The sequence below is a fragment of the Sphingomonas sp. AOB5 genome, assembly GCF_029433115.1.
In the GTDB taxonomy this organism is placed as follows: domain Bacteria; phylum Pseudomonadota; class Alphaproteobacteria; order Sphingomonadales; family Sphingomonadaceae; genus Sphingomonas.
This window is the reverse complement of sequence record NZ_JARNTV010000002.1, coordinates 1-24,881: the sequence shown is the minus strand read 5'-3', so window position 1 is coordinate 24,881 and position 24,881 is coordinate 1. Positions and strand designations below refer to the sequence as shown.

Genomic DNA, 24,881 nt, shown 5'->3' with positions numbered 1-24,881 from the left:
GAAAACTGGGGTCTCAGGCCGCGGGCGCATCGCTCGCGGCACGAGATCCCAGCCTGCGCTGGGATGACGATGGAGTGGAAAATGTCTGAAGACCTCGACCAATTCCGCCTCGAAACCCGCGCCTGGCTCGAAGCCAATTGCCCGGAATCGATGCGCCAGCCCGTCCGCAGCGACAAGGATGCGAACTGGGGCGGCCGCAACCCGAACTTCTCGCATCCCGACCAGAAGCTCTGGATGGACCGGATGGGCGCGCGCGGCTGGACGGTGCCGGATTGGCCCGCAGCCTATGGCGGCGGCGGTCTCTCGGCAGCCGAAACCAAGATCCTGCGCGAGGAAATGGCCCGGCTGAAATGCCGCAATCCGCTCAACTCGTTCGGCATCTCGATGCTCGGGCCGGCGCTGCTGAAATATGGCACCGAGGAGCAGAAGCTCGATCACCTGCCCAAGATCGCCCGCGGCGAAATCCGCTGGTGTCAGGGCTATTCCGAGCCCAACGCCGGGTCCGATCTCGCCGGTCTCCAGACCAGCGCGGACGACGCGGGCGACCACTTCGTCGTCAATGGCCAGAAGGTGTGGACCAGCTACGCCGACGAAGCCGACTGGATCTTCTGCCTCGTCCGCACCGACAAGACGACCAAGCAGGCCGGCATCAGCTTCCTCCTGTTCGACATGGCCAGCGAAGGTGTATCGACCAAGCCGATCCTGCTGATCAGCGGCTATTCGCCCTTCTGCGAGACCTTCTTCGACAATGTGAAGGTGCCCAAAGGCAACCTGCTCGGCACGCTGAACAAGGGCTGGGACGTCGCCAAGTTCCTGCTCGGCCATGAGCGCGAGATGATCTCGGGCTTCGGTCTGGGCGGCTCGGGCGGCGACCCGCTGATCGAAGCCGCGCGCAAGGGCGTCGACCCGATCCTGCGCGGACAGATCGCGCTGTTCGACGTGCGTTCGAAGGCGTTCGGCGCATGCTCCGAAAAGTTCATCGACGAGCTGAAGGCCGGGAAGGCGCATCCTGCCCAGCCCTCGATGATGAAATATTACGGCACCGAGCTGAACAAGTCGCGCCACGAGCTGCTGATGGCCGCGGGCGGCAGCGACAAGCTGGAATGGGAAAGCGACGCCTCGAACCACGGCTCCGCGCCGCGCGCCTGGCTGCGCACCAAAGCCAATTCGATCGAAGGCGGAACGAGCGAGATCCAGCTGAACATCATCGCCAAGCGTATCCTCGACCTCCCGTCATGACCCGTGCTCCGGCGAAGGCCGGAGCGTTGGCCAGCGCGGCCTCACGACAGCCAGCGTTCCGGCCTTCGCCGGAACACGGAGACCTGAAATGCCCCTCTACCTCACCGACGACCAGACTCTGCTCCGCGACACCGCGAAGGACTTCGTCGCCGAACACGCGCCCGTCAGCCATATGCGCGCGCTGCGCGATGCGGACGACGCCACCGGCTTCAGCCGCGATCTGTGGAAGCAGTTCGCCGAACTGGGTTTCACCGGCATGCTGGTGCCCGAGGGCGATGGCGGCCTTGGCCTCGGCCATGTCGAGGCCGGCCTCGTGCTGGAGGAGATTGGACGCAACCTCTCCCCCTCCCCCTTCCTCACCACCGCGGTGGCGGCGGTAGAGGCCCTCAAGGGCAGCGCGGTGCGCGAGCAATATTTCCCGGGCATCATCGCCGGAGATACCGTCGCCGCGCTGGCGATCGACGAGGGCCGCAAGCATGACGGCGCCATCGCGATGAAGGCCGAGCGTGCCGGCAACGGCTTCCGCCTGACCGGCGCCAAGCAGTTCGTGACGCATGGCCATGTCGCCGACCTGATCCTGGTCGCCGCCCGCACTGCCGGTTCGGCCGGCGATGCGGAAGGCATCACCCTGTTCGCGCTGTCGAAGGACGCGGCCAGCCTCACTGCCGATCCGCAGCGGCTCGCCGATGCCAGCCTTGCCGCCCGCCTCGAACTGAATGGCGTCGAAGTCGATGCCGATGCGGTGGTCGGCGATGTCGATCAGGGCGGCACGATCCTCAACCGCCTGCTCGCCGCGGGCCGCACCGGTGCTTCGGCCGAGCTGGTCGGCGTCGCGGGTGGCGCGGCGGACATGACCTATGCCTATCTGAAGGACCGCAAGCAGTTCGGCGTGCCGATCGGCAGCTTCCAGGCGCTGCAGCACCGCGCCGCGCATCTCTACAGCGAGATGGAAGTCGCCCGCGCCGCCGTGCTCAAGGCCCAGCAATTGCTCGATGCAGGTGCGGACGCGAGCGAGGCGGTTTCGGTCGCGAAGGCGATGACCGGCCTTGCCACCACGCTCGCGGTGCAGGAAGGCGTGCAGATGCATGGCGGCATCGGCATGACCGACGAATTCGACATCGGTTTCTACATGAAGCGCGCCCGCGTCCTTGCCGAAATGTTCGGCGACACCAATTTCCACGCCAACCAACTGGCGCTGGCCGCAGGATACTGATGGACGCAACCCCACCCGAACGCGCACTCGATCCCGCAGGGCTGGTCCGTCAGCTCGGCGAACTGCTCGATGTCGAGCGGATCGACACCGATCTCTATCGCGGTGCGCGCCAGCCCGGCGGGGTCGGCCGCGTCTTTGGCGGTCAGGTGATCGGCCAGGCGCTGCAGGCAGCGCAGCGTTCGGTCGAGGATGGCAAGGCGGCGCATTCGCTCCACGCCTATTTCATGCGGCCGGGCGATGAGGATCATCCGATCATCTACCGCGTGGTCCGCGATTTCGAGGGGCGCAGCTTCGCCACCCGCCGGGTGATCGCGATGCAAAAGGGCCAGCCGATCCTCAACATGGCCGCCAGCTTCCAGGCGCCGGAGGAAGGGCTGCATCATCAGGACGCGATGCCCGACGTTCCCGATCCCGACACGCTGCGCCCCGAAAGCGAGCTGCGCGAGGAAATGCGCGATCAGGTGCCGGAGAAGTTCCGCCGCTTCTTCCTGCGCGCCCGCCCGGTCGAGATCCGGCCGGTTTCGCCGCGCAACTGGTTCCGCCCCGCGCCGACCGAGCCGGTCCAGCATAGCTGGTTCCGCGCCGTCGCGCCGCTGCCCGACGATCCGGCGATCCACCGCGCCATGCTGGCCTATGCCAGCGACATGACGCTGCTGGGCACCTGCATGCTGCCGCATGGCGTCAGCTGGATGACCGGCAATATCCAGACCGCCAGCCTCGACCATGCGATCTGGTTCCACGAGCCGATGCGGTTCGACGAATGGCTGCTCTACACCACCGACAGCCCATGGTCTGGCCATTCGCGCGGCTTCAATCGCGGCCGCATCTTCACGCGCGACGGCCGGCTGGTCGCCAGCGTCGCGCAGGAAGGCCTTGTGCGGCAGCGGCGCTAACGCCGCCGCCCTCAGTTCGACTTGGGCCGAACGACCATATTGTACGGCACGTACAGGAACACGTCGGTCAGCCCGACCTGATTCCACTCCACTGGACGATCCAGCCCTCGCAGTTCGACACCGTAATCCGGCCCCAACCGGGCGGAGATTTCCTTGGAATCCTTCGCGATGATGTCGAGGATCTCGCCGCGGAACTTGTCCGGCCCGACAATCGAAAGCGTCAGGTCGTTGTCGCCGCCGCGGATCTCCGCGCGGCCGACCGCAGGCACGGCCTTCAGGAACTTCCGGATCCGCTCGCGCGCCGTAACGCCATCGACATTGGGGCCGAGCTTCACCTTGACCCGGAACGTCACGCGATCGGTATCCGGGCGGCCGTCGCCGGTGAAACCCAGATTGCGATAATTGTCCGTCGTCAGCGGTTCGACCACCACATCGCCGGTCGCCAGTTCCACCTGATGCTTCGGCGCCAGATCGATCGCACTGCGCACCATCGCCAGTATCTCGGTCCGGCGCACTTCGCGGTCGCGCGTATCGCCGACGATGGTCACCTGCAGGATCGCGAAATCGGCGGGGCGGCGCAGCCCGATGACCGGGCGGGATTCGTCGAAGGAGCCTGAAGATCGCCGCGATCCGGTCACCACGACTTCGTCATTGGCATAATCCTGCGCCAGCGCCGGAACTGGCAGCAGGCACAAAACCACAAGCAGGGATCGCAGCAGGAACGACATGGTACCCTCTCCTCTCGACTATATGGAGAGGCTGTAGCGGCACCGATGCCAAGTCAACCGGAACCCCTCATCCAAGGGGGGCTGCGATCAGAACGCGGTCTTGCCGAATTCCTGGCGCGTCACCGGATGGCTGGTCGAAAGCCCGCCATCGACCACCCAAGCCTGTCCGTTGACATAGCTGGCTTCATCGGACGCGAGGAACAGCGCCACGCGGGCGATCTCCTCGGGCACGCCACCGCGGCGCAGCGGGTTCAGCCGCCCGATCTTGTCCTCGACGCCCTTTTCGCGGGCATAGTCGAACGCGCGATGCGTCATGCCGGTCTCGATCAAACCGGGGCAGATCGCGTTGACGCGAACATTCGATCCCGCAAGCTGCTGCGCGCTGGTCTGGACCAGGTTGATCACGCCCGCCTTGGATGCGGAGTAGGCCGGCCCGCCCGCGCCCGAACGCAGCCCGGCCACGCTCGCGGTACAGATGATCGCCCCCTTGCCGCGCTCGACGATCTTCGGTGCTGCATGCTTGATCGCCAGGAAGGGACCGATCAGGTTCACCCGCAGCACTTCGGTCCACAGCTCGACCGAACTGTCGAACAGCCCCTCGATCCCGCCCGAAATCCCGGCATTGGCGTAGAACACGTTCAGCCCGCCGAATTCGGCTACCGCCAGCGCCACCACATCCTCGACATCGCGCTCGGCACCGGCGTCCATCTGCACGGCGATGGCGGTGCCCCCCGCCCTTTTGATCGCCTCCACCGTCGCATGCACGCCGTCGCTCTGGTCCGCGGCAATCACCTGCCCGCCTTCCGCCGCGAACAGCGTCGCGGTGGCGCGCCCGATGCCCGATCCCGCGCCGGTGACGATGATCGATTTTCCCGTGAACCGCGTCATATCGTCGTCCCTCCGTCGATCACGATCGACTGCCCCGTGATATAGGCGCCAGCGCGGCTGGCGAGGAACACCACCGCGCCGGCCACGTCCTCGACCTCGCCAAAGCGGCGCAGCGGCAGCACCGAATGCATCGCCTTCACCCGGTCCGGATCTTCCCACAGCGCGCGGGCGAAATCGGTCTTGATCACTCCCGGCGCGATGCAATTCACCCGCACATTGTCCGGCCCCAGCTCGACCGCGAGGTTGCGCGCAAGCTGCATGTCGGCTGCCTTGGAGACGTTGTACGCCCCGATCATCGGCGATCCGCGCAGCCCGCCGATCGACGAGACGATGATGATCGAACCATCGCGCCGCTCGCGCATCTCGGGCGCGATCATCTGCACCAGCCAGTGATTGGCGAGGATATTATTGTCGAGGATCTTGCGGAACTGATCGTCGCTGATCCCGGCGAGCGGCCCGTAATAGGGATTGGAAGCCGCATTGCAGACGAGGATATCGATCCGCCCGAACAGCGCCCGCGTTTCGTCGACCAATGCCTGCAGCGCATCCTTGTCCGAAATGCTCGCCGCGATCGCGATGGCGGTGCCATCGCCGAACCGCGCGTTTATCTCGGCGGCCACTTCGTCGCACGCATCCTGCTTGCGGCTGGAGATCACGACCTTCGCGCCATGTTCGGCCAGCGCCTCGGCCGCGGCCTTGCCGATGCCCTTGGTCGATCCGGTGATGACCGCGACCTTTCCGCTCAGGTCGAACAGGTTCATTTCGCCCCGGCCTTCACCGCGAACGCCCATGCCGCCGCCACCAGCCCCGGCATCCGCGCCACGGTCGCCGCGGCCTGATCGCTCGACGCATTGCCGTCGATCATCCGCTTCTTGATCCCCTGCACGATCCCCGCCAGCCGGAAGAGATTGTACGAGAAATACCAGTCGAGATCGGGCACGCCGTCACGCCCCGTCGCCGCGCAATATCGCGCCACGATCTCCTCGATGGTGGGAATGCCGGTCTCGGGACCGGTCAGCCCCATCACGCCGCTGCGCCCCTCGGGCTGGGTCACCCAGCTCATCAGGAAATAGGAGAAGTCCGCCAGCGGATCGCCCAGCGTCGAAAGCTCCCAGTCGAGCACCGCGATCACCCGCGGCCCGGCGGCATCGAAGATCATGTTGTCGATGCGGAAATCGCCATGGACGATGCTCATCCGCGTCTGCTCGGGCACGGTGCGCGGCAGCCACTCGATCAGCTTCTCCATCTCGGGCAGCTCGTCGGTCTGGCTGGCCTTGTACTGCTTCGACCAGCGGCCGACCTGCCGCTCGAAATAATTGCCGGGCTTGCCATAATCGCCCAGCCCCACCGCCTCGACATCGATCGAATGCAGCGCCGCCAGCGTATCGACGATGGCATTGTAATGCGCGGTCCGCTCGGCCGTGGCCATGTCGGGCAGCGATCCGTCCCACAGCGTCCGCCCCTCGACCATCTCCATGATGTAGAAGGCCGAACCGATGACCCCATCATCCTCGCACAGCCCATAGGGCTTCGCGACGGGAAAACCGGTCGGGTACAGCGCCGCGATCAGCTTGTACTCGCGCTCCACCGCATGGGCGGAAGGCAGGATCGGCCCGAACGGCTTGCGCCGCAGGACGTACGATCCGCTTGCCGCGTCGATGCGATAGGTAGGATTGCTCTGCCCGCCGGGGAATTTCGCGACGGTGATCGGCCCGGCAAAGCCCGCGACATTCGCCGCCAGCCAATCGCCTAGCTTCGCTTCGTCCAGATCGCTCACGGGAAGATGATCACCGAACGCGCGGTGTCTCCCTTGCGCAGCTTTTCCAGCGCGTCGTTGACGTCCTCCAGCGCGATCCGCTCGGCCACCATCGTGTCGAGATCGAGCAGCCCGTCGAGATACATCTTCACCAGCCGCGGCATGTCGATCGGAAAGCGTGTGGATCCCAGCGACGAGCCCTGGATCTTCTTGCCGCTCAGGAAGGTCGGCCCGGGCAGGTTCACCGTGTTGCCCGGCGCGATCATGCCCAGAATGGTCGCGGTACCGCCCCGGCGCAGGATGTTCCATGCGAGCTCCGCGGTGTTCGAACGGCCCACCGCCTCGATGGCATAATGTGCGCCGCCGCCGGTCAGCTTCATCACCTGCTTGGCGACATCGTCCGCGCCCGCATCGATGACATGGGTCGCGCCCATCTTCGTCGCCAGTTCGCGCTTCTCCGGCACCGGATCGATGGCAATGATCATGCCCGCGCCAGCGATCTTCGCCGCGTTGATCGCGCTTAGGCCAATGCCGCCCGCACCGATCACCGCCACGCTCTCGCCCGGCTGGACCTTGCTGTCGTGGAAGATCGCACCCGCCCCGGTAATGACCGCACAGCCCAGCAGCGCAGCGCGATCCAGCGGCATCGCCTTATCGATCGCGACACACGCATTCTCGTGCACCAGCATCTGCTCGGCGAAGGACGACAGGTTGATGAACTGCGCCACCGCCGTGCCGTCGGGCAGGCTCAGCCGCGGATCGGCGTCGGCCGGGCGCCGGGTCGAGGGATCGACGCACAAAGACGGTCGCCCGCTAACACAGAACTCGCAGCTGCCGCAGAACACGGTGAAGAAGGTGATGACATGATCGCCCGGCTTCAGCCGCGTCACATCGCTCCCCACCCGCTCGACAATGCCCGAGGCCTCGTGCCCCAGCACGGTCGGAACGGGATGCGGCCATGCCCCGTCGGCGAAGTGCAGGTCGGACCGGCACACACCCGCCGCCGCGGTACGGATCACCACCTCGCGCGGGCCGGGCTCGCCGAGCACGACCTCGGTGATTTCCAGCGGCTGCTTCGCTTCTCGAAGGACTGCGGCTTTCATTCCTTACTCCGTCATCCCGGCGAAAGCCGGGATCTAGTGCCGCAAGCGCGGCGCTCGTGGCTCGAGACCCCGGCTTTCGCCGGGGTGACGTGGTGGTTCAGCGCGAAACCCCGACATCCCCCGACGACACCCGGTCCGCCTTGAAGTCGTGATATTTGCCGAACTCGTTGCGGGCGATCGCGCGGTTGTGGACCTCGTCCGGACCATCGGCGAAGCGCAGCGTACGCACGCTCGCCCAATTGTGCGCCAGCTCGAAATCGCCCGAAACGCCGCCGCCGCCATGCGCCTGGATCGCATCGTCCAGGATCTGCAGCGCCATCAGCGGTGCCTGCACCTTGATCATCGCGATCTCGAGCTGCGCCGCCTTGTTGCCGGCCTTGTCCATCATGTCCGCGGCCTTCAGGCACAGCAGGCGGGTCATCTCGATATCGATGCGTGCGCGGGCGATGCGCTGTTCCCACACCGAATGCGACGCGATCGGCTTGCCGAACGCCACGCGGCTCAGCAGCCGCTTGGCCATTGCCTCGATCGCTTCCTCGGCGACGCCAATGGTGCGCATGCAGTGATGGATACGGCCGGGCCCCAGACGGCCCTGCGCGATCTCGAAACCGCGGCCTTCGCCCAGCAGCAGATTCTCCGCCGGCACGCGCACATTCTCCAGCACCACCTCGCCATGGCCGTGCGGCGCGTGATCATACCCATAGACCGAAAGCATCCGCTCGATCTTCACGCCCGGCGTGTCGAGCGGCACCAGGATCATGCTCTGCTGGGCATGTTTGGCGGCCTCGGTGTTGGTCTTGCCCATCACGATGGCGACGGCGCAGCGTGGATCGCCCACGCCAGAGGACCACCATTTGCGGCCGTTGATCACATAATGATCGCCATCGCGAACCATTGCGGTCTGGATGTTGGTCGCGTCCGACGATGCCACCGCCGGCTCGGTCATCAGGAATGCCGAGCGGATCTCGCCTTCCATCAGCGGCTTCAGCCAACGGCCCTTCTGCGCGCGGGTGCCATAGCGGTGGAACACCTCCATGTTGCCGGTGTCCGGCGCAGAGCAGTTGAACACCTCCGGCGCCCAGCCGATCCGGCCCATCTCCTCGGCGCACAGCGCATATTCGAGGTTGGTCAGCTGCTCGCCGCGAAATTCGAAACTGTCGTCGACATGGGTCTGGCCCGAATGCGGCGGCATAAAGAAATTCCACAGCCCTTCCGCCTTGGCCTTGGCCTTCACTTCTTCGAGGACGCGGTTGACCTTCCACCGCTCACCGCTTTCGGCCTCGGCGTGATAGTCATGCTGGCGCGGACGGATATTGGCGTCGATGAAGGCTTTCACGCGGTCGCGGAAATAGGTCTCGCGCTCGTTCAGCGTGAAGTCCATGGCATCGTCTCCTGATCCTGTTTCGAATCGGGCTTAGAGCGTACCGGTTTTTCGGTAAAGGGCATCAGGCCACGAAAATGCGTGGTTTATCGTGTCCCGCAAAATTCCAAAAAACACTTTTGGATCGCACCGAATTGGCTAAACTGGCCGGATGAACGCGCCAGACAAGATTGCAGAGGAAAAGGGTCAGGAAGGGGGAACCAAGCGCTTCCAGGCGAAGCGCGACGCGATCCTCGCCGCCGCCGCCGATGCGATCAACGAGCAGAGCGCAAAAGGCATGACCTTCGCCGATGTCGCGCGCCGCGTCGGACTGAACACGACTTCGGTCACTTATTATTTCAAGCGCAAGGAAGACCTTGCCGCCGCTGCGTTCGAACAGACGCTCGACAAGTTGCGCGAGATGCTGACCGACGCGATGCGAGAACCGACGCCGGAAGCCCGCGTCGCCCGCTATCTGACGATCAACTTCGAACGGCTCGCGGCGATTCAGCGCGGCGAGGAAAAGGCGCTCGCCATCCTCTCCGATCTTCGCGCGATGGACGGCGATCTGAAGCGCGAATTGCTGGCCGGCTGGCGTGACGTCTTCCGCATGACCCGCAATCTGTGGGGCAGCGACGGTTCGCGCGCCGAAACCGATCTGCGCGGCGCCCGCGCGCATGTGCTGCTCGAAAACACCTTCTGGCTCACCGCCTGGATGCCGCGGTACGAGATCGACGAATATCCGCGCGTCCTCGCCCGGCTGATCCAGGTCTTCACCCATGGCATCGCCGCCCCCGGCGCGCAGTGGGAACCGCATCTGCTCGACCTCGAGCATGACGAGCCGGAGCCGGGCCGCGAAGCCTTCCTGCTGGCCGCCACGCGCCTGATCAACGAACTCGGCTATCGCGGCGCATCGGTCCAGAAGATCGCCAGCGAGTTGAACGTCACCAAGGGCAGCTTCTACCACCATCTCGATGCCAAGGACGAGCTGGTCATCGCCTGCTACAAGCGCAGCTTCGATATTATCGCCGATGCTCAGAAGCTGGCCGAGGAACGCGGCGGATCACACTGGCAGCGGCTGGAAAACACCATCGCCACCCTGCTCGACGTGCAGTTCTCCGAACGCGGCCCGCTGTTGCGCACCACCGCGCTGTCCGGCCTGCCCCCGCGCGAGCGCTCGACGATGATCGACCGGTCGAACCGCATCGCCCGCCGCTATGCCGGCATGCTGTCGGACGGGATCGCCGAAGGATCGATCCGCGCGATCGATCCGCTGGTCGCGTCACAGGCGATGATGGCGATGCAGAACGCCGCGTTCGACATGCGCAAATGGGCCAGCACTATGCCGCGCGAAAAGGCGGTGGCCTTCTATGCCTCGACGCTGGCGTACGGCCTGTTCGACGATCGCGTGCTCACGCTCTGATCACTCGTAGCCGAAGGTCGCGTTCCAGTTCACGCTGCCGTCGGGCAAGCATTTGAGCGCACCGCTCTCGCAGGTAATATTGGTGCGGAAGGGATAGCTGCGCAGCCAGCCTCGCGTCGGCGCAACCTTGGCCAGCTCGGCGGGTGTCAGGTCGATCCATTTGCCCGCTGCATCGCGCCGCGACGTCACGCGATAATCGATCTGGACCCATTCGCCGCGGCAATCGATCAGCTTTGCGTCGTGATCTCCATAGGCATTCAGCGCGCCATCGGCATCGATCACCGCTGCGCTCTCCTCGGGTCCGGCCCGCGCCGGCCCGTCGATCGCCTCGCCCGGCCGCTGCAGATCGGCAACCACGCCGCGCGAATGCACCCAGCCGGGGCCGGTATAATTGGGAATATCGTCGCCCAAGCCGTCGGATAGCGGATCGGTGCCGTCGATCTTCACCCAGTCGCCGCGCACATCGACGATCCGAAAGCCCGGCCCGTAATATTCAGGCGGCCCGGGCCAGCGATGGCTTTCCGGGTCCACGACCGACTGAAGCACCCCGAGGATCGCCGACGCTGCATCGGGCTCCGCGCGCACGTTCAGCCCCTTCGCGTCCTGCTCCAGCGACTTGCCTGCCGCCCAGCATCGGGTGGTGAAATGCTCGGCCGGCGGCTGCACGGCGGCGGTCGCGTTCTGAACTACGGCCTCATTGCCCTGCGGCTGTGCGGTTCCGCATGCCGACAGGCTCAGCGCCGTTACGATCCAGAAGCGTCCACCCCCGAGTCCCATATGCGCAACCTATATCGCGCCCATCCCGCACGCCATCGCTTCAACGTGGCGGGTTGGACATCGTGAACTTAAGCCCGCTCTTCGTCTCCAGCGTCACCGGACCGCGCGGATTGCGCGGCAGGGTCGTCTTGATCCGCTGGAACAGGCGGCGCGCATCGCTCGCGCGTTTGGTGATCACGCACAGGGTCACTTCGCCTTCGCGGCCCCAGCGATGGCTGGTGGTACGCCGCACGCCCGCATCGCGGCGAAGCAGCCGCTCGGTACGTGCCAGCGTCGGCTGGTCGATGCCCATGGCATAGCTGCCGAACGCGACGGTCAGCGAGCAATTGTCGGGAACGCCCGACTGGATGGGCGTGGTTGCGGCAAGCGCGGCGAGCAGGATCGAAGTCATTGTCATGCAGGCAGAAAGCGCCCGCGCGCCTTAACCCTGCCTGAGCAGCACGCCCGCCCGCCAGTAATGGAAGATCGCCCAGGGCGTCGCCGCCGCAAAGATCACCATCGCCCAGCGCAGCGAGTCCGCACCCAGCGACGGCCTCAGCATATGGCTGATCGTACCGACCAAAGTCGGCCCCAGCCCCAGCCCGATCAGGTTGATCACCAGCAATGTGATCGCCGCCCACAAGGCCCGCTGCCGAACCGGCGCCAGCCCCTGGATCAGCGCGAAGGTCGGGCCGAGATAGGAGTTGGCCAGCAGCACATAGAGGAAATAGCTGCCGATCGCCGCCACCGGTTCGTCGAAGATCAGGAAGGCAAAGGTGAAGGGCAGCGCCAGCGTCTTGAGCGCCGCCACCATCATGCTCTGCATGTACAGCCCCCGCGTCCGCGCGAACCGGTCCGCCAGCCTGCCCCCGAACACTGCCGACAGCACGCCGCAAACGCCCGCGGGCAGCGCGACGTAGAGCGCGATCTGTTCCTTGTCGAAGCCCAGCGAGCGCTGCATGTAGCTCGGCCCGAACGCGGTCAGGCCATAGCCGATCATCGACGTCACGGTGACCGCCATCACCAGATGGAGTGCCGCGGGCGTACGCAGGATCGCGATGAAGCCGTCGCGCAGCGGGGGCATCGGCGCCGCGCTGGCGGCGGCATGCTGCGGATCGGACAGGCCCCGGCGCGGCTCGACGATGAACAGCCAGACGATCACCGCCAGCGCCACGCCTGGCAGGCCGATGATGAACATCGCCGTCCGCCAGCCATAATGATGCGCCACCAGCCCGCCGATGGTCGTCCCCAGCGCCGCGCCCAGCACCACGCCCAGCGAATAGATGCCCATCGCCCCGGCGCGTTTCTCCGGCGGATAGAGATCGGCGATCATCGAATGGCTCGGCGGCGATGATCCCGCCTCACCGATCCCCACGCCGATCCGCGCCAGCAGCATATGGGTGAAACTCTGCGCCAAGCCGCCTAGCGCGGTCATCGCGCTCCAGATCGCCAGGCTGATCGCGATGATCCCCTTGCGGTTTGCCCGGTCCGCCAGCCAGGCCACCGGGATGCCGAGCGTCGCATAGAAGATCGCAAAGGCCAGCCCCGCCAGCAGCCCGAGCTGCCAGTCGACCAGCATCAGGTCGCGCTTGATGTCCTCCTGCAGGATCGCGAGGATCTGCCGGTCCATATAGCTGAAGAAATAGGTCAAAGTGAGCAGCGCCAGCGTCAGCCCGCGGCGGCGAATGGCGCGCGCATCCGCGTCGCGCTGGTCTGGCGAAAGCTCGGTCATCTTACTCCAACCCGATACCTTGATCCTACCCCGCCAGGGGGAGGTGTCAGCGTAGCTGACGGAGGGGGCGGTAAGCGACGAACGGGCCGGCGTGTGCCTCCCCCTCCGTCGCCTTCGGCGCCACCTCCCCCTGGCGGGGAAGGATGGTCACGCCCAAAAGAAGAAGGGCGCGAACCTCGTGGTCCGCGCCCTCTTCATGCCAACCGGATCAGAACTTGAACCGGCCGGTGATGCCGTAGGTCCGCGGCTCGGCCAGGTAGCTCGAGAAGGTCTGGTTCGCCGTCGCGAAGCTGGGCGATCCGAAGCCCGGCGACGTGATATGCGCCCGGCTGTTCGCGCCCTGGAACGGCGAGTTGAACGCCACCTGCTGGTAGTTCTCGTTGAACAGGTTCTGGCCCCAGATCTCGATGGCCCACTTCTCTTCCGGACCGCGGATGCCGAGGCGTCCGTTCACCACCGTGTAGCCGTCCTGCTCCTTCTCGGGGAACAGATCGGAGCCGGTGTTATAGTCCGACGTGGTGCGCTGATCGATGTAGAACAGGGCGCTGAACCCGCTGTTGCCAAGACGCGGGGTCCAGGCGAACGAGGTCGTCACGACATGCTCCGGCGCGTTCGACAGATTGTCGCCCGGCAGGAGGAACAGCGCGGGATCGAGCGGCGAGCCGGTGTTGCGGCCCACCAGATCCTCGGCGAACTTGGTCTGCGCGTAGGTATAGCCCGCCGAGATCGCGATGTTGCTCGAGGGGTAGAAGGTCGCTTCGAGTTCGACACCCTGCGAGATCACGCCCGCCTTGATATCGCCCGGAGCGCAAGAGCCGGTGGTCGCCGACGGATCCTGATCGGCCAGGCCCAGCGCCGTTTTACAACCGGCGACGTTCTGGACGAGGAAGACCGAACCGTTGAAGGTGTTCAGCTGGAAGTCGCTGAAATCCTGACGGAAAGCGGCGACGTTCAGGTTGAACTTGCGGCCGTTATACTTGAAGCCGATTTCGTAGGCGTTGACCTTCTCGGCGTCGAACTGGAGGTTCGCGGTGCCGAAGGTGGCGCCACGGCCGCCAATGTTGCGAGCGTCGTTCTCGGCGTACTGCGGCAGGCCCAGCGCCGAACGGTCGAGGTTGAAGCCGCCCGACTTATAGCCCTTCGAGAAGCTGGCATAGACCAGCAGCTGATCGGTCGGCTTCCATGCCAGCACCGCGGTTCCGGTGAACTGATCCTCATCGCGCGTGTCGGTGAGGTTCAGGCCGTTCAGGCTGCTCGACGTATTGCCCTGGCAGGTCAGGTTGACCACGCCCGCCGCAAGGCCCTGAAGCGTCGCGGGAAGCGGGGTCGCACCACCGGTCAGATAGGGCGAGAAGAACGCGCGCTGCGTCGGGCAGGCGGTGTTGGTGTTGTTGAAGGTGGCGCTGAAGTCCTTGCTCTCACTGGTGTAGCGGCCACCCAGCGTCAGGCTCACGCGATCGGTGAACTTGATGATGTTGTGGGTGAAGATCGCGAAGTTCGAGCTCTTCTGGTAATAGTTGGCGTCATTGTCGCCGACATTGTTGACCGTGCTCAACCGGTCGAGACCGGCAAGGAAGATCGGAGCAGCAGCACCCAGCGCCGCACCGAAGGCCTGACGGCCGGTGGCACCGCCCAGCGCGACCTGCGGGGTCGTGCCAAGGCAGCCCGGCTGGGTCGGATCACGCAGCAGCGAATTCGGGCTGACGGTCGCGACCAGACGGCACGAAGCGAACGCACCGTACTGCGCACCGAACTTCAGATTGTCCTGAACGTGCAGCTTCTCGTTGGCATAATAGCCGCCGATCAGCCAGTTCAGGCGATCCTCGAACGCCGTGCCCTGGATGCGGAATTCCTGGGTGAAGGTGCGGAACTGGCGATAGCTGTGCCCGTCCGCGGCGCGATACAGGATGTCGACATTGCCATAGTCCACGTCGCCGCCTGCTGCCGACTTATAGTCGCGATAGGCGGTGACCGAGGTGATCGTGACATCGCCCAGATCATAATCGATCTGGCCCGAAATGCCCCAGTCGGTGGTCTTGCCGTCATAGGGACGGTTGGCGTTGGTCGCGATACGGCGGCTGTACGGATTGCCCGCGCTCGGATTGCGCCAGCCCAGGCTGGTCATCACGTCGACGATGCGGTTCGATGCGGCGGTCGAATAGTCGCCCGGAACGCCCGGGGTCGGATCGGTGGTCTCGGCCAGACCGGTATAGACCGCGGCACAGCACGATTCCTTGCGGCTGGTATAGTCGCCGATCAGGCGGACGCTGAGTGCCGAGCTCGGCTGGAACAGCAACTGGCCGCGGAGGAAGTAGCGATCGCGATCGTTGACGCGATCGATCACATTGCCGGCAGCGTCGACATTCTCATAGAAGCCGTCGCGCTTCACATAGACGGCGTCGAGGCGCGCCGCGACGGTCTCGCTCAGCGGGCCGGTGATGCCCAGCTGGCCGCGCCATGCATTATAGTTGCCATAGCTCGCCTCGGCCTTGCCGCCGAAGGTGAAGGACGGCGACTTGCTGACGATGTTGATCAGACCCGCCGAAGCGTTGCGGCCGAACAGCGTGCCCTGCGGGCCGCGCAGCACTTCGATCCGTTCGATCTCGCCCAGTTCGTTCAGGCCGATGCCCGAACGCGAGCGGTACACGCCGTCGATGAAGGTCGCGACCGAGCTTTCGAGGCCCGGATTGTCGCCCACCGTGCCGATGCCGCGGATACGGGCCGAACCGTTCGCTTCCGAACCGGTCGACGAGACCAGCAGCGACGGTGCCACCTGGTTCAGCTGGCGAATATCGGTCGCGCCGGTCCGCTCCAGCGACTCTGCGGTCACTGCCGAAACGGCGATCGGAACGTCGGAAAGCACTTCGGAACGGCCCTGAGCCGTCACCACGATCTCTTCGTTGGTGCTGCTATCATCCTGAGCCGCGTCCTGCGCATAGGCAGGCGCAGCCAGCGCCATCACGAACGCCGGAACAGCACAGGCCGTCAAAAGGCGAAACCGCATCATCATCTTCTCTCCCACCATGGCCGGAGCACTTTGCGGCTCCATACCCTATCCTCGAATAAGCCCGGTTCCCCAGCGCCCGTCAAGCATAACAACCGTTGCAAAGCAGGACGTTTCTCAACTGTTGCAGGAATGTCATATATATCGGTACGGCCGGACCGGCCCCGAACCGTTTTTCGAATCCAACCATTTTGGGTGGAACCTTGGCCGCAAAATGCCGTTCCCCGGCGAAGGCCGGGGTCCAGTGGCCGAACGTTGGCCAATCTGGACCCCGACCTTCGCCGGGGATCAGTCTATCGGGAAAGGATCAGACGCTCAGTAGCCGCCCAGCCGGGCAAAGCGCTCGCGGTGCCAGCTGGCATTGCCCCACATCGTCTCGAGCACCCGCGAACGCTTGATATAGAAGCCCGCATCATGCTCGTCGGTCATCCCGATGCCGCCATGAAGCTGGATCATCTCGCGGCTCACCAGATGCAGCGTATCGCCCGCAATCGCCTTGGCCAGGCTCACCGCCTGCGGCACGTCGGGCCGGCCAGCGTCAATCGCCTCGAACGCGCCTTCCACCGCCGAACGCATCAGCTCCAGCTCGGTGAACATCTTCGCCATGCGATGCTGCAGCGCCTGGAAGCTCGACAGCAGCTGTCCGAACTGGACGCGGGTCTTGAGATAGTCGTTGGTCTGCGCGAACGCCGCCTCGGCCATGCCGAGCATTTCGGCACAGGTTGCGGCCGCGGCACGATCGGTCACCTGCGTCAGCAGGTCCGCGCCGCCCTCGGCCAGCTTCTCGGCCGCAGCGCCATCGAACGTCACCTGCGCATGGCTGCGCGAGTCCGCCAGATGCCGCGTCGCGCGCGATACGCCCGCATCGTCGCCCGCCACCAGATACAGGCCGTCCGCAGCAGCCACCACGAACAGCCCGGCGCTGTCGCCTTCGGCCACGAATTCCTTGGTCCCGCTAAGCTTGCCGCCGGAAACGCTGGCCGCGATCTTGTCCGGCGCAAAGCGCGGGCCTTCGTCGATCACCAGCGTGGCGATCACTTCGCCCGATGCGATACGCGGCAGCCATGCAGCCTTCTGTGCCTCGGACCCGCCCAGCACGATGGCGGCAGTCGCCGCTGAGGTGGCGGCGAGCGGCGTCGCGGTCAGCGTCCGCCCAAGTTGCTCCAGCACCGCGCCGAGCGACACGAAGCCCATTTCCACGCCGCCATGCGCCTCGGGCACCAATATGCCCGCCCAGCCCATCTCGGCCTGCGCCTGCCACGCATCGCTGGCGAACATTTCCGCCGGCGCGCCATCGCGCATCGCCCGGAATGCAGTGACAGGCGATTCATTGTCCGCCCACTCCCGCGCCATGTCGCGGAGCATCGTCTGTTCTTCGGTCAGTACGGCCATTTCTCTGTCCCCGTCATCCCAGCGAAAGCTGGGATCTCATGCGGCAAGCGCACGCTTAGTGTCGAAAGACCCCAGCCCGCGCTGGGGTGACGTTCCTATTGATGATCCAGCATCCCCAGGATGCGCTTCGCGATCACATTGTTCTGGATCTCGCTCGATCCGCCATAGATCGACACCGCCTTGCCGAAGAGCCAGTGGCGGGTGTCCTTCAACGCGTCCTCGTCGAAGCCCTCGCCTTCCCAGCCGAGTCCCGCCATGCCGCGGATCTCGATCAGCAGCTCGGATCGCTCCTGCATGATCCGCGCGCCGACATTCTTCATGATCGAGGTCGCCGCACTCGGCCCCGAATTCGACTTGGCATCCTGCTGAACCCGCCGCAGCGTCAGCGCGAAGGCGCGGATATCCATCTCGTGCCGGATGATCTTGGTGCGCAGTTCGCCATCGGCGATCCGCCCCTCGGCATCGACGCCGATATATTTCTTGGCCAGCGCCGACAGCGGCGTGCCCGCGAACAGTCGCGATGCGCTCGATCCGCCCCCGCCCAGGCTGTTGCGCTCATGCTGAAGCAGGCGCTTGCCGATGGTCCAACCCTGCCCTTCCGGGCCGACGCGATTGGCCTTGGGCACTTTCACATCGGTGAAGAAGGTCTCGCAGAAGGGCGAACTGCCCGAGATCATCTGGATCGGCTTCACCTCGACGCCGGGCGAGGTCATGTCGATCAGCAGGAAGGTGATACCTTCATGCTTCTTGGTCTTGTCGGTGCGAACCAGCGCGAAGCATTTGTCGGCCCATTGCCCGCCGCTGGTCCAGGTCTTCTGGCCGTTGACGATGTAATGATCGCCGGCATCTTCGGCGAACATCTGCAAGGACGCGAGATCCGATCCCGCGCCCGGCTCGGAATAGCCCTGGCACCAGCGCAGCTCGCCGCGGACGATCGGCGGGATATGTTCCTGCTTCTGCTCCTCGCTGCCATATTCCAGCAGGGTCGGGCCGAACATCATCACGCCCATCGATCCGCCCATCGGGTTCCACGCCCCGACCTTGGCCATTTCCTCCTGCAGCACGCGCGCCTCGGCACGGCTCAGCCCGCCACCGCCATATTCCTTCGGCCAGGTCGGCACCGACCAGCCCTTGTCGCCCATCGCCTTCTTCCACGCCGCCTGTTCAGGCGTGTCGTCATTGGGGCCTTCCACCGCGGACATGGAATTGTCCTTGCCGCGCAGATCGGGCGAGAAATTCGCCGCCAGCCAGTCGCGAGCTTCGGTGCGGAACGCCTCCAGCGGATTCGCCGGTGCGTCGATTTCGGGTGCGGTGGCCAATGTCTCTCTCCCGATAGGCCTGAATTCGTTGTTTCGAAAATGCGGTATGCTCGCGCGGACGTCAAGCGGGTGCGTCGCGTCCTGCTGCAGAATCCGCTGTCCTACCGGTGAGAAGTCTGCGATGTTCTCTATATGTTTCCAAATTCCCAGAATCCCTGTACTCCGGCGAAGGCCGGAGCGTTGGCAGTCAGCGGACCGCGCGGCCAAAGCTCCGGCCTTCGCCGGAGCACGGCGCTCTTGCTTCCAAGCCGACCGGTAGGACCACACCCCATTCCTGCGACGATGAGGATCCCACCTCGTGCGCGCACGCATAGCCAGTGTGACTCTTGTGACTTTCGCCCGCCAAAACCGCCGCTAGAACCGTCACCGAACAGGGGGCCGAATGACTTTCCACCACCGTGCCGTGCCGATCGTGCTGACCGCGATCCTCATCGATTCGATCGGGTTCGGCATCGTCATGCCGGTGCTCCCGAACCTCATCGTCGAGCTGAGCGGCGTGACGCTCGCCACCGCGACCGAGATCGGGGTTTGGATGCTGGCCGCCTATGCCGCCGCGCAATTCTTCGCCGGGCCCATCGTCGGCAGCCTTGGCGATAGCATCGGACGGCGGCCGGTGATCCTCTTTTCGATGATCGCCTTCTCGATCGATTATGCGCTGCTCGCGGTCGCGCCCACGGTCGGCTGGCTGTTCCTCGGCCGTGTCGTCGCGGGCCTCGCCGGCGCGGTCTATGGCCCGGCCAACGCCGTCCTTGCCGACGTGACCCCGTCCGAAAAGCGCGGACAGGTCTACAGCCTGATGGGCGCGGCGTTCGGCGGCGGCTTCATCCTCGGTCCCGGCATCGGCGGCATGCTCGCCGATTTCGGTCCGCGCGCACCGTTCATCGCCGCGGCGGTGCTGGCCGGGCTCAACGCGATCTGGATCATCTTCGCCTTGCCCGAGACCATGACGCCGGAGAAGCGCCGCCCGTTCAAATGGAAGCAGGCGCATATCGTCGGCGCGTTCCGACCGCTGGTGAGCGAATCCGGCGCGGCGCGCTGGCTGATCCTTGCCGCCTTTTGCTGGCAGTTCGCGCACATGGTCTATCCCGCCACTTGGGCCTTCTGGGCCGAGATCGCGCTCGACTGGAACCCGAAGATGATCGGCTATTCGCTCACCGCCTCGGGCGTGGCGATGGTGCTGGTCCAGGCGCTGATCACCGGCCGCGCGATCACCCGCTGGGGTGAGGAGAATACGGTGGTGATCGGCATGATCGCCGCGGGACTGGTGTTCACCGCTTTCGCCTTCACCAGCCAGGGCTGGATCGTATTCCTGCTGATCATCCCCAGCGCCTTTCAGGGCTTCGTCCAGCCTTCGATCAACGCGCTGGTTTCGCGCTCGGTCGACGCATCGCATCAGGGCGCGGTTCAGGGGGGCATGCAGAGTCTCGCCGCGGTCGCCGCGATCATGGCGCCCCTGTTGCTCGGCTATTCGCTGGCCATCGGCACCCGCAACGGCTTCTCGGGCGGCAATTTCGTGGTGGCAGCAACCATCGCCTTTACCGCGCTGCTGATCGTTCTTTTCCGGGTGAGAGGGAAACTACTGCCCCGCACGTAGGGCTGTTGCCCGAAGTGCCAACAAAAAGAGCGAAGCGCCCGGTTGCGTAACGAAACGGAGCCACCCACTTCTGCGCCACCACGGAGGAGTTCCCCATGATCGAGCTTTACTATTGGCCCACCCCGAACGGCCACAAGATCACCCTGTTCCTCGAGGAAGCCGGCCTCGATTACGAGATCAAGCCCGTCAATATCGGCAAGGGCGAGCAGTTCGATCCCGACTTCCTGAAGTTCAGCCCGAACAACCGCATGCCCGCGATCATCGACCGCGCGCCTGCCGATGGCGGCGAGCCGGTGACGGTGTTCGAAAGCGGCGCGATCCTGATCTATCTCGCGCTCAAGGCGAACAAATTCTACGGCGAGACCCCGCGCGAGCGCACCGATATCCTGCAATGGCTGATGTGGCAGATGGGCGGCCTCGGCCCGATGGCCGGGCAGAACGGCCATTTCAACATCTACGCGCCCGAAAAGGTCGAGTACGCTATCAACCGCTACACCAACGAGACCAACCGCCTCTACGGCGTGCTCGACCGCCGTCTGGAAGGCCGCGAGTTCGTCGCGGGCAGCGATTATTCGGTCGCCGACATGGCGATCTACCCCTGGATCGTCCCGCACGAGGCGCACAAGCAGGACCTGAACGACTTCCCCAATGTGAAGCGCTGGTTCGAAGCCGTGGCCGCCCGCCCCGCCACGATCCGCGCGTACGAGAAGGGCAAGGAAGTCCAGGCCTATCAGAAGCCGCTCACCGACGAGCAGAAGGCCGTCCTGTTCGGCCAGACCGCCGCGAGCACCGCGAAGGCCTAGATCTCCCGCCCGGGCCTTCTCGACTGACCGATGTCGAGATGCGCCCCGGCATCCACCCGCACGACCTCGCCGACCAGTGACCGGCTGGCGGGGTCGAGCAGGTGGACGATATGGACGGCGATGTCGTCGGCCATGGTCGCCAGCGCCATCGGCACACCCGCCGCGATCCGCTCGTTCAGCGCCGCAAAGCCCGCCGCACCCAGCCGTTTCTCGAACCACCCGGTCCCGACATAGGCCGGCGCCACCGCGTTGATCCGGATCGCCGGCGCCAGCACCCGGGCCAGGCTCTGCGTCATGGTCACCAGCGCGCCCTTCGACGCCGCATAGGCCACCGACGAGCCATGTCCGGAAATCCCCGCGACCGAAGCGATGTTGACCACCGCGCTGTGCGGCCCCTCCCGCATCGCCGGGGCACAGGCCCGGATCATCTGGAACGCGCCCACCGTGTTCAGCCGGTATATGTCGAGAAAGTCGTCGGCCGACAGCGCCTCCAGATCCTCATGATTGGCGAACTTGGTCTTGCCCGCATTGTTGACCAGGAAGTCGATCCGCCCGAACGCCGCGACCGCTTTCGCCGCAAGCTCCCGGCACGCCGCATCGTCGCCCACATCGGCCTGAACCGCGATCCCGCCGGTCTCGCCCGCCAGTGCCTCGGCATCCTCACGGCTGCTCGCATAGTTGATCACGCAGCGCACGCCCCGCGCCGCCAGCATCCGAACCGTCGCCGCGCCGATCCCGGTTCCGCCGCCGGTCACGATCGCAACCGAGCCATCCATCCGATCCGTCATGCCCACTCCATATTTTTCGAACATTGGTTATGGCATTCCGCATGGCGCTCGCCTAGCGGTTGGTTCGTGAGGGTATGTAAATCATGAGTGCCGAGACGATCCTGACGGACAGCTTTGCGACATTGCCGGAACTGATCCGTGCCCATGCCGCCGGGCGCGGGCAGAAGGCCGCCGTCGTCTGCGGCGATCAATGGCTGACCTATGCCGAGCTGGATCGCGGCATGGATCGGGTCGCAGCCGCCCTCCAGCGCGACGGCATTCCCCGCGGCAGCGCCATCGCCATCGCCTCGGCCAGCTCGATCGAATATGCGCAGGTGTTCCTCGGCGCGATCCGGGCCGGCTGCGTCGCAGCACCGCTCCAGCCCTCCGCCACCCCCGAACAGCTCGCCGCGATGGTCGCCGATTGCGCCGCCCCGATCCTGTTCCACGACGCAGCCTCGGCCGGGATCGAGACCGGCGCGCGCAAGATCGCTCTGGACGGCCCAGCCTTCGCCGCCTGGCTGAGCGACGCCACCCCTGCCCCGGTGATCCTTGCCCCCGGTGATCCGTTCAACATCATCTATTCCTCGGGCACCACCGGCACGCCCAAGGGCATCGTCCAGTCGCACGCGATGCGCTGGCAGCATATCGTCCGCGCCCCGCCGAGCTTTGCCGAAGCGGTGACGATGATCGCCACCCCGCTCTATTCGAACACGACCCTGGTCAGTTTCCTGCCCACGCTCGCCTGGGGCGGCACCGCGGTGCTGCTGCCAAAATTCGATGCGCGCGCCTATGTCATCATGGCCGAGAAGCATCGCGCCACCCATGCGATGCTGGTGCCGGTCCAGTATCAGCGGATCATGGCCCTGCCCGATTTCGACAGTTTCGACCTGTCGAGCTTCCAGTTCAAATCCTGCACCAGCGCGCCCTTCTCGCCAGCGCTGAAGGCCGACATCATCGCCCGCTGGCCCGGCGCGCTGATCGAGTATTACGGCCTCACCGAAGGCGGCGGCACCTGTGTGCTGGTGTGCAACATGTTCCCGGACAAGCTCCATACGGTCGGCCGCCCGGTCGAGGGTCACGACATCCGCCTGATAGACGAGGATGGCTGTGAAGTCGGCCTCGGCGGGGCGGGCGAAGTCGTCGGCCGCAGCCCGGCGATGATGTCCGGCTATCATGGTCGCAGCGACGCCACGAGCTCCGCGACATGGCACGATGCGGAGGGCAACGCCTTCATCCGCCACGGCGATGTCGGCCGCTTCGATCCGGACGGGTTCCTGATCCTCATGGACCGCAAGAAGGACATGATCATCTCAGGCGGGTTCAACATCTATCCCTCGGACCTCGAGGCGATCCTGATCGGGCACCCGCAGGTAAAGGACTGCGCCGTGGTCGGCGTGCCGTCCGAACAATGGGGCGAGACGCCGGTCGGCTTCTATGCCGGCGATGGCGACGCCCCCGCCATCCTCGAGTGGTTCAATGCCCAGGTCGGCAAGACCCAGCGCCTCACCGCGCTGGAAAAGGTCGACGAGCTTCCCCGCAGCGCGATCGGCAAGGTGCTGAAGCGCGAACTTCGTGACCGGTATCTCGCATGACTTCCATCACCCAGATCCTCGCCGCCGCCGAACGCACCGATACGGGCATGCGCGCCGCGATTCCCGCCGGATGGCTTCAGGGCCGCACGGCCTATGGCGGCCTGTCCTCCGCGCTCGCGCTCGAAGCCGCGATGGCGATCGAGCCGGACCTGCCGCCGCTGCGTTCGGCGCAGGTCGCGTTCATCGGTCCGCTGGCGGGCGAGGTAACTGTCACCGCCACCAAGCTGCGCCGCGGCCGCAACGCCGCCTTCATCCAGTCGGACATCGTCTCCGAAGCCGGCCTTGGCTATCGCGCGACCTTCATCTTCATGGCGGCGCTCCAGTCCCGGATCGCCCATGACCAGGCCGCCCGCGCGCCGCTCGCCCCGCCCGCGCCTGACGCAAAGCTCTATACCGGCCCGGAGGACTTCTTCACCGGCAACTTCAATTTCTTCGATCCCAAGGAAGCCAAAGGCCCCGCCGAATGGCTCCGCTGGGCGCGACTGCGAGAGCGCGACGGCCTGCATCCGATGACCGAGCTGATGGCCATCGGCGATGCCCTGCCCCCGGCCGCGTTCAAGCTGATCGAAGGCCAGCAGGCGCCGCTCAGCTCGCTCAACTGGCAGATCAACTTCACTACGGCCAACCCGACGACCGATGACGGCTGGTGGCTGCTCCATGCTGTCGCGGATCGGGCAAGCGACGGCTATTCGAGCCAGCGCATGACGATGTGGAACGCCGCCGGCGACCAGATCGCCGAGGCGATGCAGGCCGTCGCGATCTTCGCCTGATTCGTTCCAAATCCTCCCCCGCCAGGGGGAGGTGGCGCGCGAAGCGCGACGGAGGGGGCGGAATCACTGCGCAGCGTTGGGACTCCTCCCCCTCCGTCAGCCTTTGGCTGATACCTCCCCCTTGCGGGGGAGGATCATTCTCCCTGCGACAATTCGCGACACTTTCCTGAACGGCTGACAAACGGTTGCGACAGGCATCCGACAGAAAGGCAACAACGGCGGGGCAGAACCCGGCCGTAGAAAAGCCAGGAGTTCAGCCCCAATGAATACCCGCCCGTTGAAGACCCGATTGTTCGCAGCGGCACTCGCCGCGTCGCTCACCATCGGCGGCAGCGCCTATGCACTGTCCCCCGCCCAGTCCGCACAGGACGCCCCGGCCCCGCGCGGCGGCGGCATCCTGCTGCGTGCCGATACCAACAAGGATGGCATCGTCACCCGCGCCGAGATGATCGCCGACGCCGAAGCCCGCTTCGCCAAGCGCGACACGAACAAGGACGGCAAGATCGGTGCCGACGAGCGCCCGCAGGCCGGCACGCGCGGCCGCCG

Annotated in this window: 21 protein-coding genes and 1 pseudogene; 9 read left to right on the top strand and 13 right to left on the bottom strand. The window is 65.5% G+C overall.

Annotated features, from left to right (window positions below):
- The first annotated feature begins 81 nt into the window (after nt 1–81).
- The 3 genes from P1X14_RS01130 to tesB all read left to right on the top strand — a co-directional run bounded on the left by P1X14_RS01130 (nt 82) and on the right by tesB (nt 3,345).
- Nucleotides 82–1,239: an acyl-CoA dehydrogenase family protein gene (locus P1X14_RS01130; protein WP_277313463.1), complete on the top strand. Its 1,158-nt coding sequence runs from the start codon at nt 82–84 to the stop codon at nt 1,237–1,239.
- Nucleotides 1,240–1,327: 88 nt separating this feature from the next.
- The gene (locus P1X14_RS01125) at nt 1,328–2,452 is read left to right on the top strand and encodes an acyl-CoA dehydrogenase family protein (protein ID WP_277313462.1); all 1,125 of its coding nucleotides are present in this window, start codon (nt 1,328–1,330) and stop codon (nt 2,450–2,452) included.
- Complete coding sequence (tesB, locus tag P1X14_RS01120; RefSeq protein ID WP_277313461.1) at nt 2,452–3,345, top strand: acyl-CoA thioesterase II; 894 nt, start codon at nt 2,452–2,454, stop codon at nt 3,343–3,345. The genes P1X14_RS01125 and tesB overlap by 1 nt, the downstream gene beginning before the upstream one ends.
- An 11-nt stretch (nt 3,346–3,356) precedes the next feature.
- On the opposite strand, the gene P1X14_RS01115 is transcribed toward tesB, so the two are convergent.
- The 6 genes from P1X14_RS01115 to P1X14_RS01090 all read right to left on the bottom strand — a co-directional run bounded on the left by P1X14_RS01115 (nt 3,357) and on the right by P1X14_RS01090 (nt 9,201).
- Nucleotides 3,357–4,073 carry a TonB-dependent receptor gene (locus P1X14_RS01115; protein ID WP_277313460.1) on the bottom strand — a complete coding sequence of 239 codons (717 nt, stop codon included), beginning with the start codon at nt 4,071–4,073 and terminating at the stop codon, nt 3,357–3,359.
- An 87-nt stretch (nt 4,074–4,160) separates the two neighbouring features.
- Complete coding sequence (locus P1X14_RS01110) at nt 4,161–4,961, bottom strand: SDR family oxidoreductase (RefSeq protein WP_277313459.1); 801 nt, start codon at nt 4,959–4,961, stop codon at nt 4,161–4,163.
- Complete coding sequence (locus P1X14_RS01105; RefSeq protein WP_277313458.1) at nt 4,958–5,722, bottom strand: SDR family oxidoreductase; 765 nt, start codon at nt 5,720–5,722, stop codon at nt 4,958–4,960. Before P1X14_RS01105 ends, P1X14_RS01110 begins: the two co-directional genes overlap by 4 nt.
- Nucleotides 5,719–6,738, bottom strand: a complete 1,020-nt coding sequence (locus tag P1X14_RS01100; RefSeq protein WP_277313457.1) for a phosphotransferase family protein — start codon at nt 6,736–6,738, stop codon at nt 5,719–5,721. The genes P1X14_RS01105 and P1X14_RS01100 overlap by 4 nt, the downstream gene beginning before the upstream one ends.
- On the bottom strand, nt 6,735–7,820 hold the full coding sequence (locus tag P1X14_RS01095) for a Zn-dependent alcohol dehydrogenase (protein WP_277313456.1): 1,086 nt from the start codon (nt 7,818–7,820) through the stop codon (nt 6,735–6,737). Before P1X14_RS01095 ends, P1X14_RS01100 begins: the two co-directional genes overlap by 4 nt.
- Nucleotides 7,821–7,917: 97 nt before the next feature.
- Nucleotides 7,918–9,201: an acyl-CoA dehydrogenase family protein gene (locus tag P1X14_RS01090; RefSeq protein ID WP_277313455.1), complete on the bottom strand. Its 1,284-nt coding sequence runs from the start codon at nt 9,199–9,201 to the stop codon at nt 7,918–7,920.
- A gap of 151 nt (nt 9,202–9,352) precedes the next feature.
- On the opposite strand from P1X14_RS01090, the gene P1X14_RS01085 reads away from it, so the two are divergent.
- A complete protein-coding gene (locus P1X14_RS01085) occupies nt 9,353–10,603 on the top strand; it encodes a TetR/AcrR family transcriptional regulator (protein WP_277313454.1) in 1,251 nt (416 codons plus the stop codon).
- Here the strand turns inward: P1X14_RS01085 and P1X14_RS01080 are convergent, their stop codons facing one another.
- The 6 genes from P1X14_RS01080 to P1X14_RS01055 form a co-directional block, all read right to left on the bottom strand.
- Nucleotides 10,604–11,380: an SH3 domain-containing protein gene (locus P1X14_RS01080; RefSeq protein ID WP_277313453.1), complete on the bottom strand. Its 777-nt coding sequence runs from the start codon at nt 11,378–11,380 to the stop codon at nt 10,604–10,606.
- Nucleotides 11,381–11,420: 40 nt separating this feature from the next.
- Nucleotides 11,421–11,777, bottom strand: a complete 357-nt coding sequence (locus P1X14_RS01075; RefSeq protein ID WP_277313452.1) for a hypothetical protein — start codon at nt 11,775–11,777, stop codon at nt 11,421–11,423.
- 24 nt (nt 11,778–11,801) lie between these two features.
- Nucleotides 11,802–13,091, bottom strand: a complete 1,290-nt coding sequence (locus P1X14_RS01070; RefSeq protein ID WP_277313451.1) for an MFS transporter — start codon at nt 13,089–13,091, stop codon at nt 11,802–11,804.
- Between the two features lie 208 nt (nt 13,092–13,299).
- Nucleotides 13,300–16,098, bottom strand: a complete 2,799-nt coding sequence (locus tag P1X14_RS01065; RefSeq protein WP_346770436.1) for a TonB-dependent receptor — start codon at nt 16,096–16,098, stop codon at nt 13,300–13,302.
- Nucleotides 16,099–16,410: 312 nt separating this feature from the next.
- Nucleotides 16,411–17,487, bottom strand: a complete 1,077-nt coding sequence (locus P1X14_RS01060) for an acyl-CoA dehydrogenase family protein (RefSeq protein ID WP_277313450.1) — start codon at nt 17,485–17,487, stop codon at nt 16,411–16,413.
- Between the two features lie 95 nt (nt 17,488–17,582).
- Complete coding sequence (locus P1X14_RS01055; protein WP_277313449.1) at nt 17,583–18,806, bottom strand: acyl-CoA dehydrogenase family protein; 1,224 nt, start codon at nt 18,804–18,806, stop codon at nt 17,583–17,585.
- Between the two features lie 382 nt (nt 18,807–19,188).
- Here P1X14_RS01055 and P1X14_RS01050 point away from each other — a divergent pair, with 382 nt between their 5' ends.
- Both P1X14_RS01050 and P1X14_RS01045 read left to right on the top strand, forming a co-directional pair.
- A complete protein-coding gene (locus tag P1X14_RS01050) occupies nt 19,189–20,400 on the top strand; it encodes an MFS transporter (RefSeq protein ID WP_277313448.1) in 1,212 nt (403 codons plus the stop codon).
- Between the two features lie 95 nt (nt 20,401–20,495).
- A complete protein-coding gene (locus P1X14_RS01045; RefSeq protein ID WP_277313447.1) occupies nt 20,496–21,203 on the top strand; it encodes a glutathione binding-like protein in 708 nt (235 codons plus the stop codon).
- Here the strand turns inward: P1X14_RS01045 and P1X14_RS01040 are convergent.
- Entirely contained in the window at nt 21,200–21,991 is a 792-nt protein-coding gene (locus P1X14_RS01040) for an SDR family oxidoreductase (RefSeq protein ID WP_277313446.1), read from the bottom strand. The two genes, P1X14_RS01045 and P1X14_RS01040, sit on opposite strands and share 4 nt — an antisense overlap.
- A gap of 83 nt (nt 21,992–22,074) precedes the next feature.
- Between P1X14_RS01040 and P1X14_RS01035 the strand changes: the two genes are divergently transcribed.
- The 3 genes and pseudogenes from P1X14_RS01035 to P1X14_RS01025 all read left to right on the top strand — a co-directional run.
- The gene (locus tag P1X14_RS01035) at nt 22,075–23,565 is read left to right on the top strand and encodes a class I adenylate-forming enzyme family protein (protein WP_277313445.1); all 1,491 of its coding nucleotides are present in this window, start codon (nt 22,075–22,077) and stop codon (nt 23,563–23,565) included.
- Nucleotides 23,562–24,335, top strand: coding sequence for a thioesterase family protein (locus tag P1X14_RS01030; protein ID WP_277313444.1), 774 nt, complete (start codon nt 23,562–23,564; stop codon nt 24,333–24,335). Before P1X14_RS01035 ends, P1X14_RS01030 begins: the two co-directional genes overlap by 4 nt.
- A gap of 277 nt (nt 24,336–24,612) precedes the next feature.
- Nucleotides 24,613–24,881: pseudogene (locus P1X14_RS01025) on the top strand (calcium-binding protein); the annotation flags it as partial.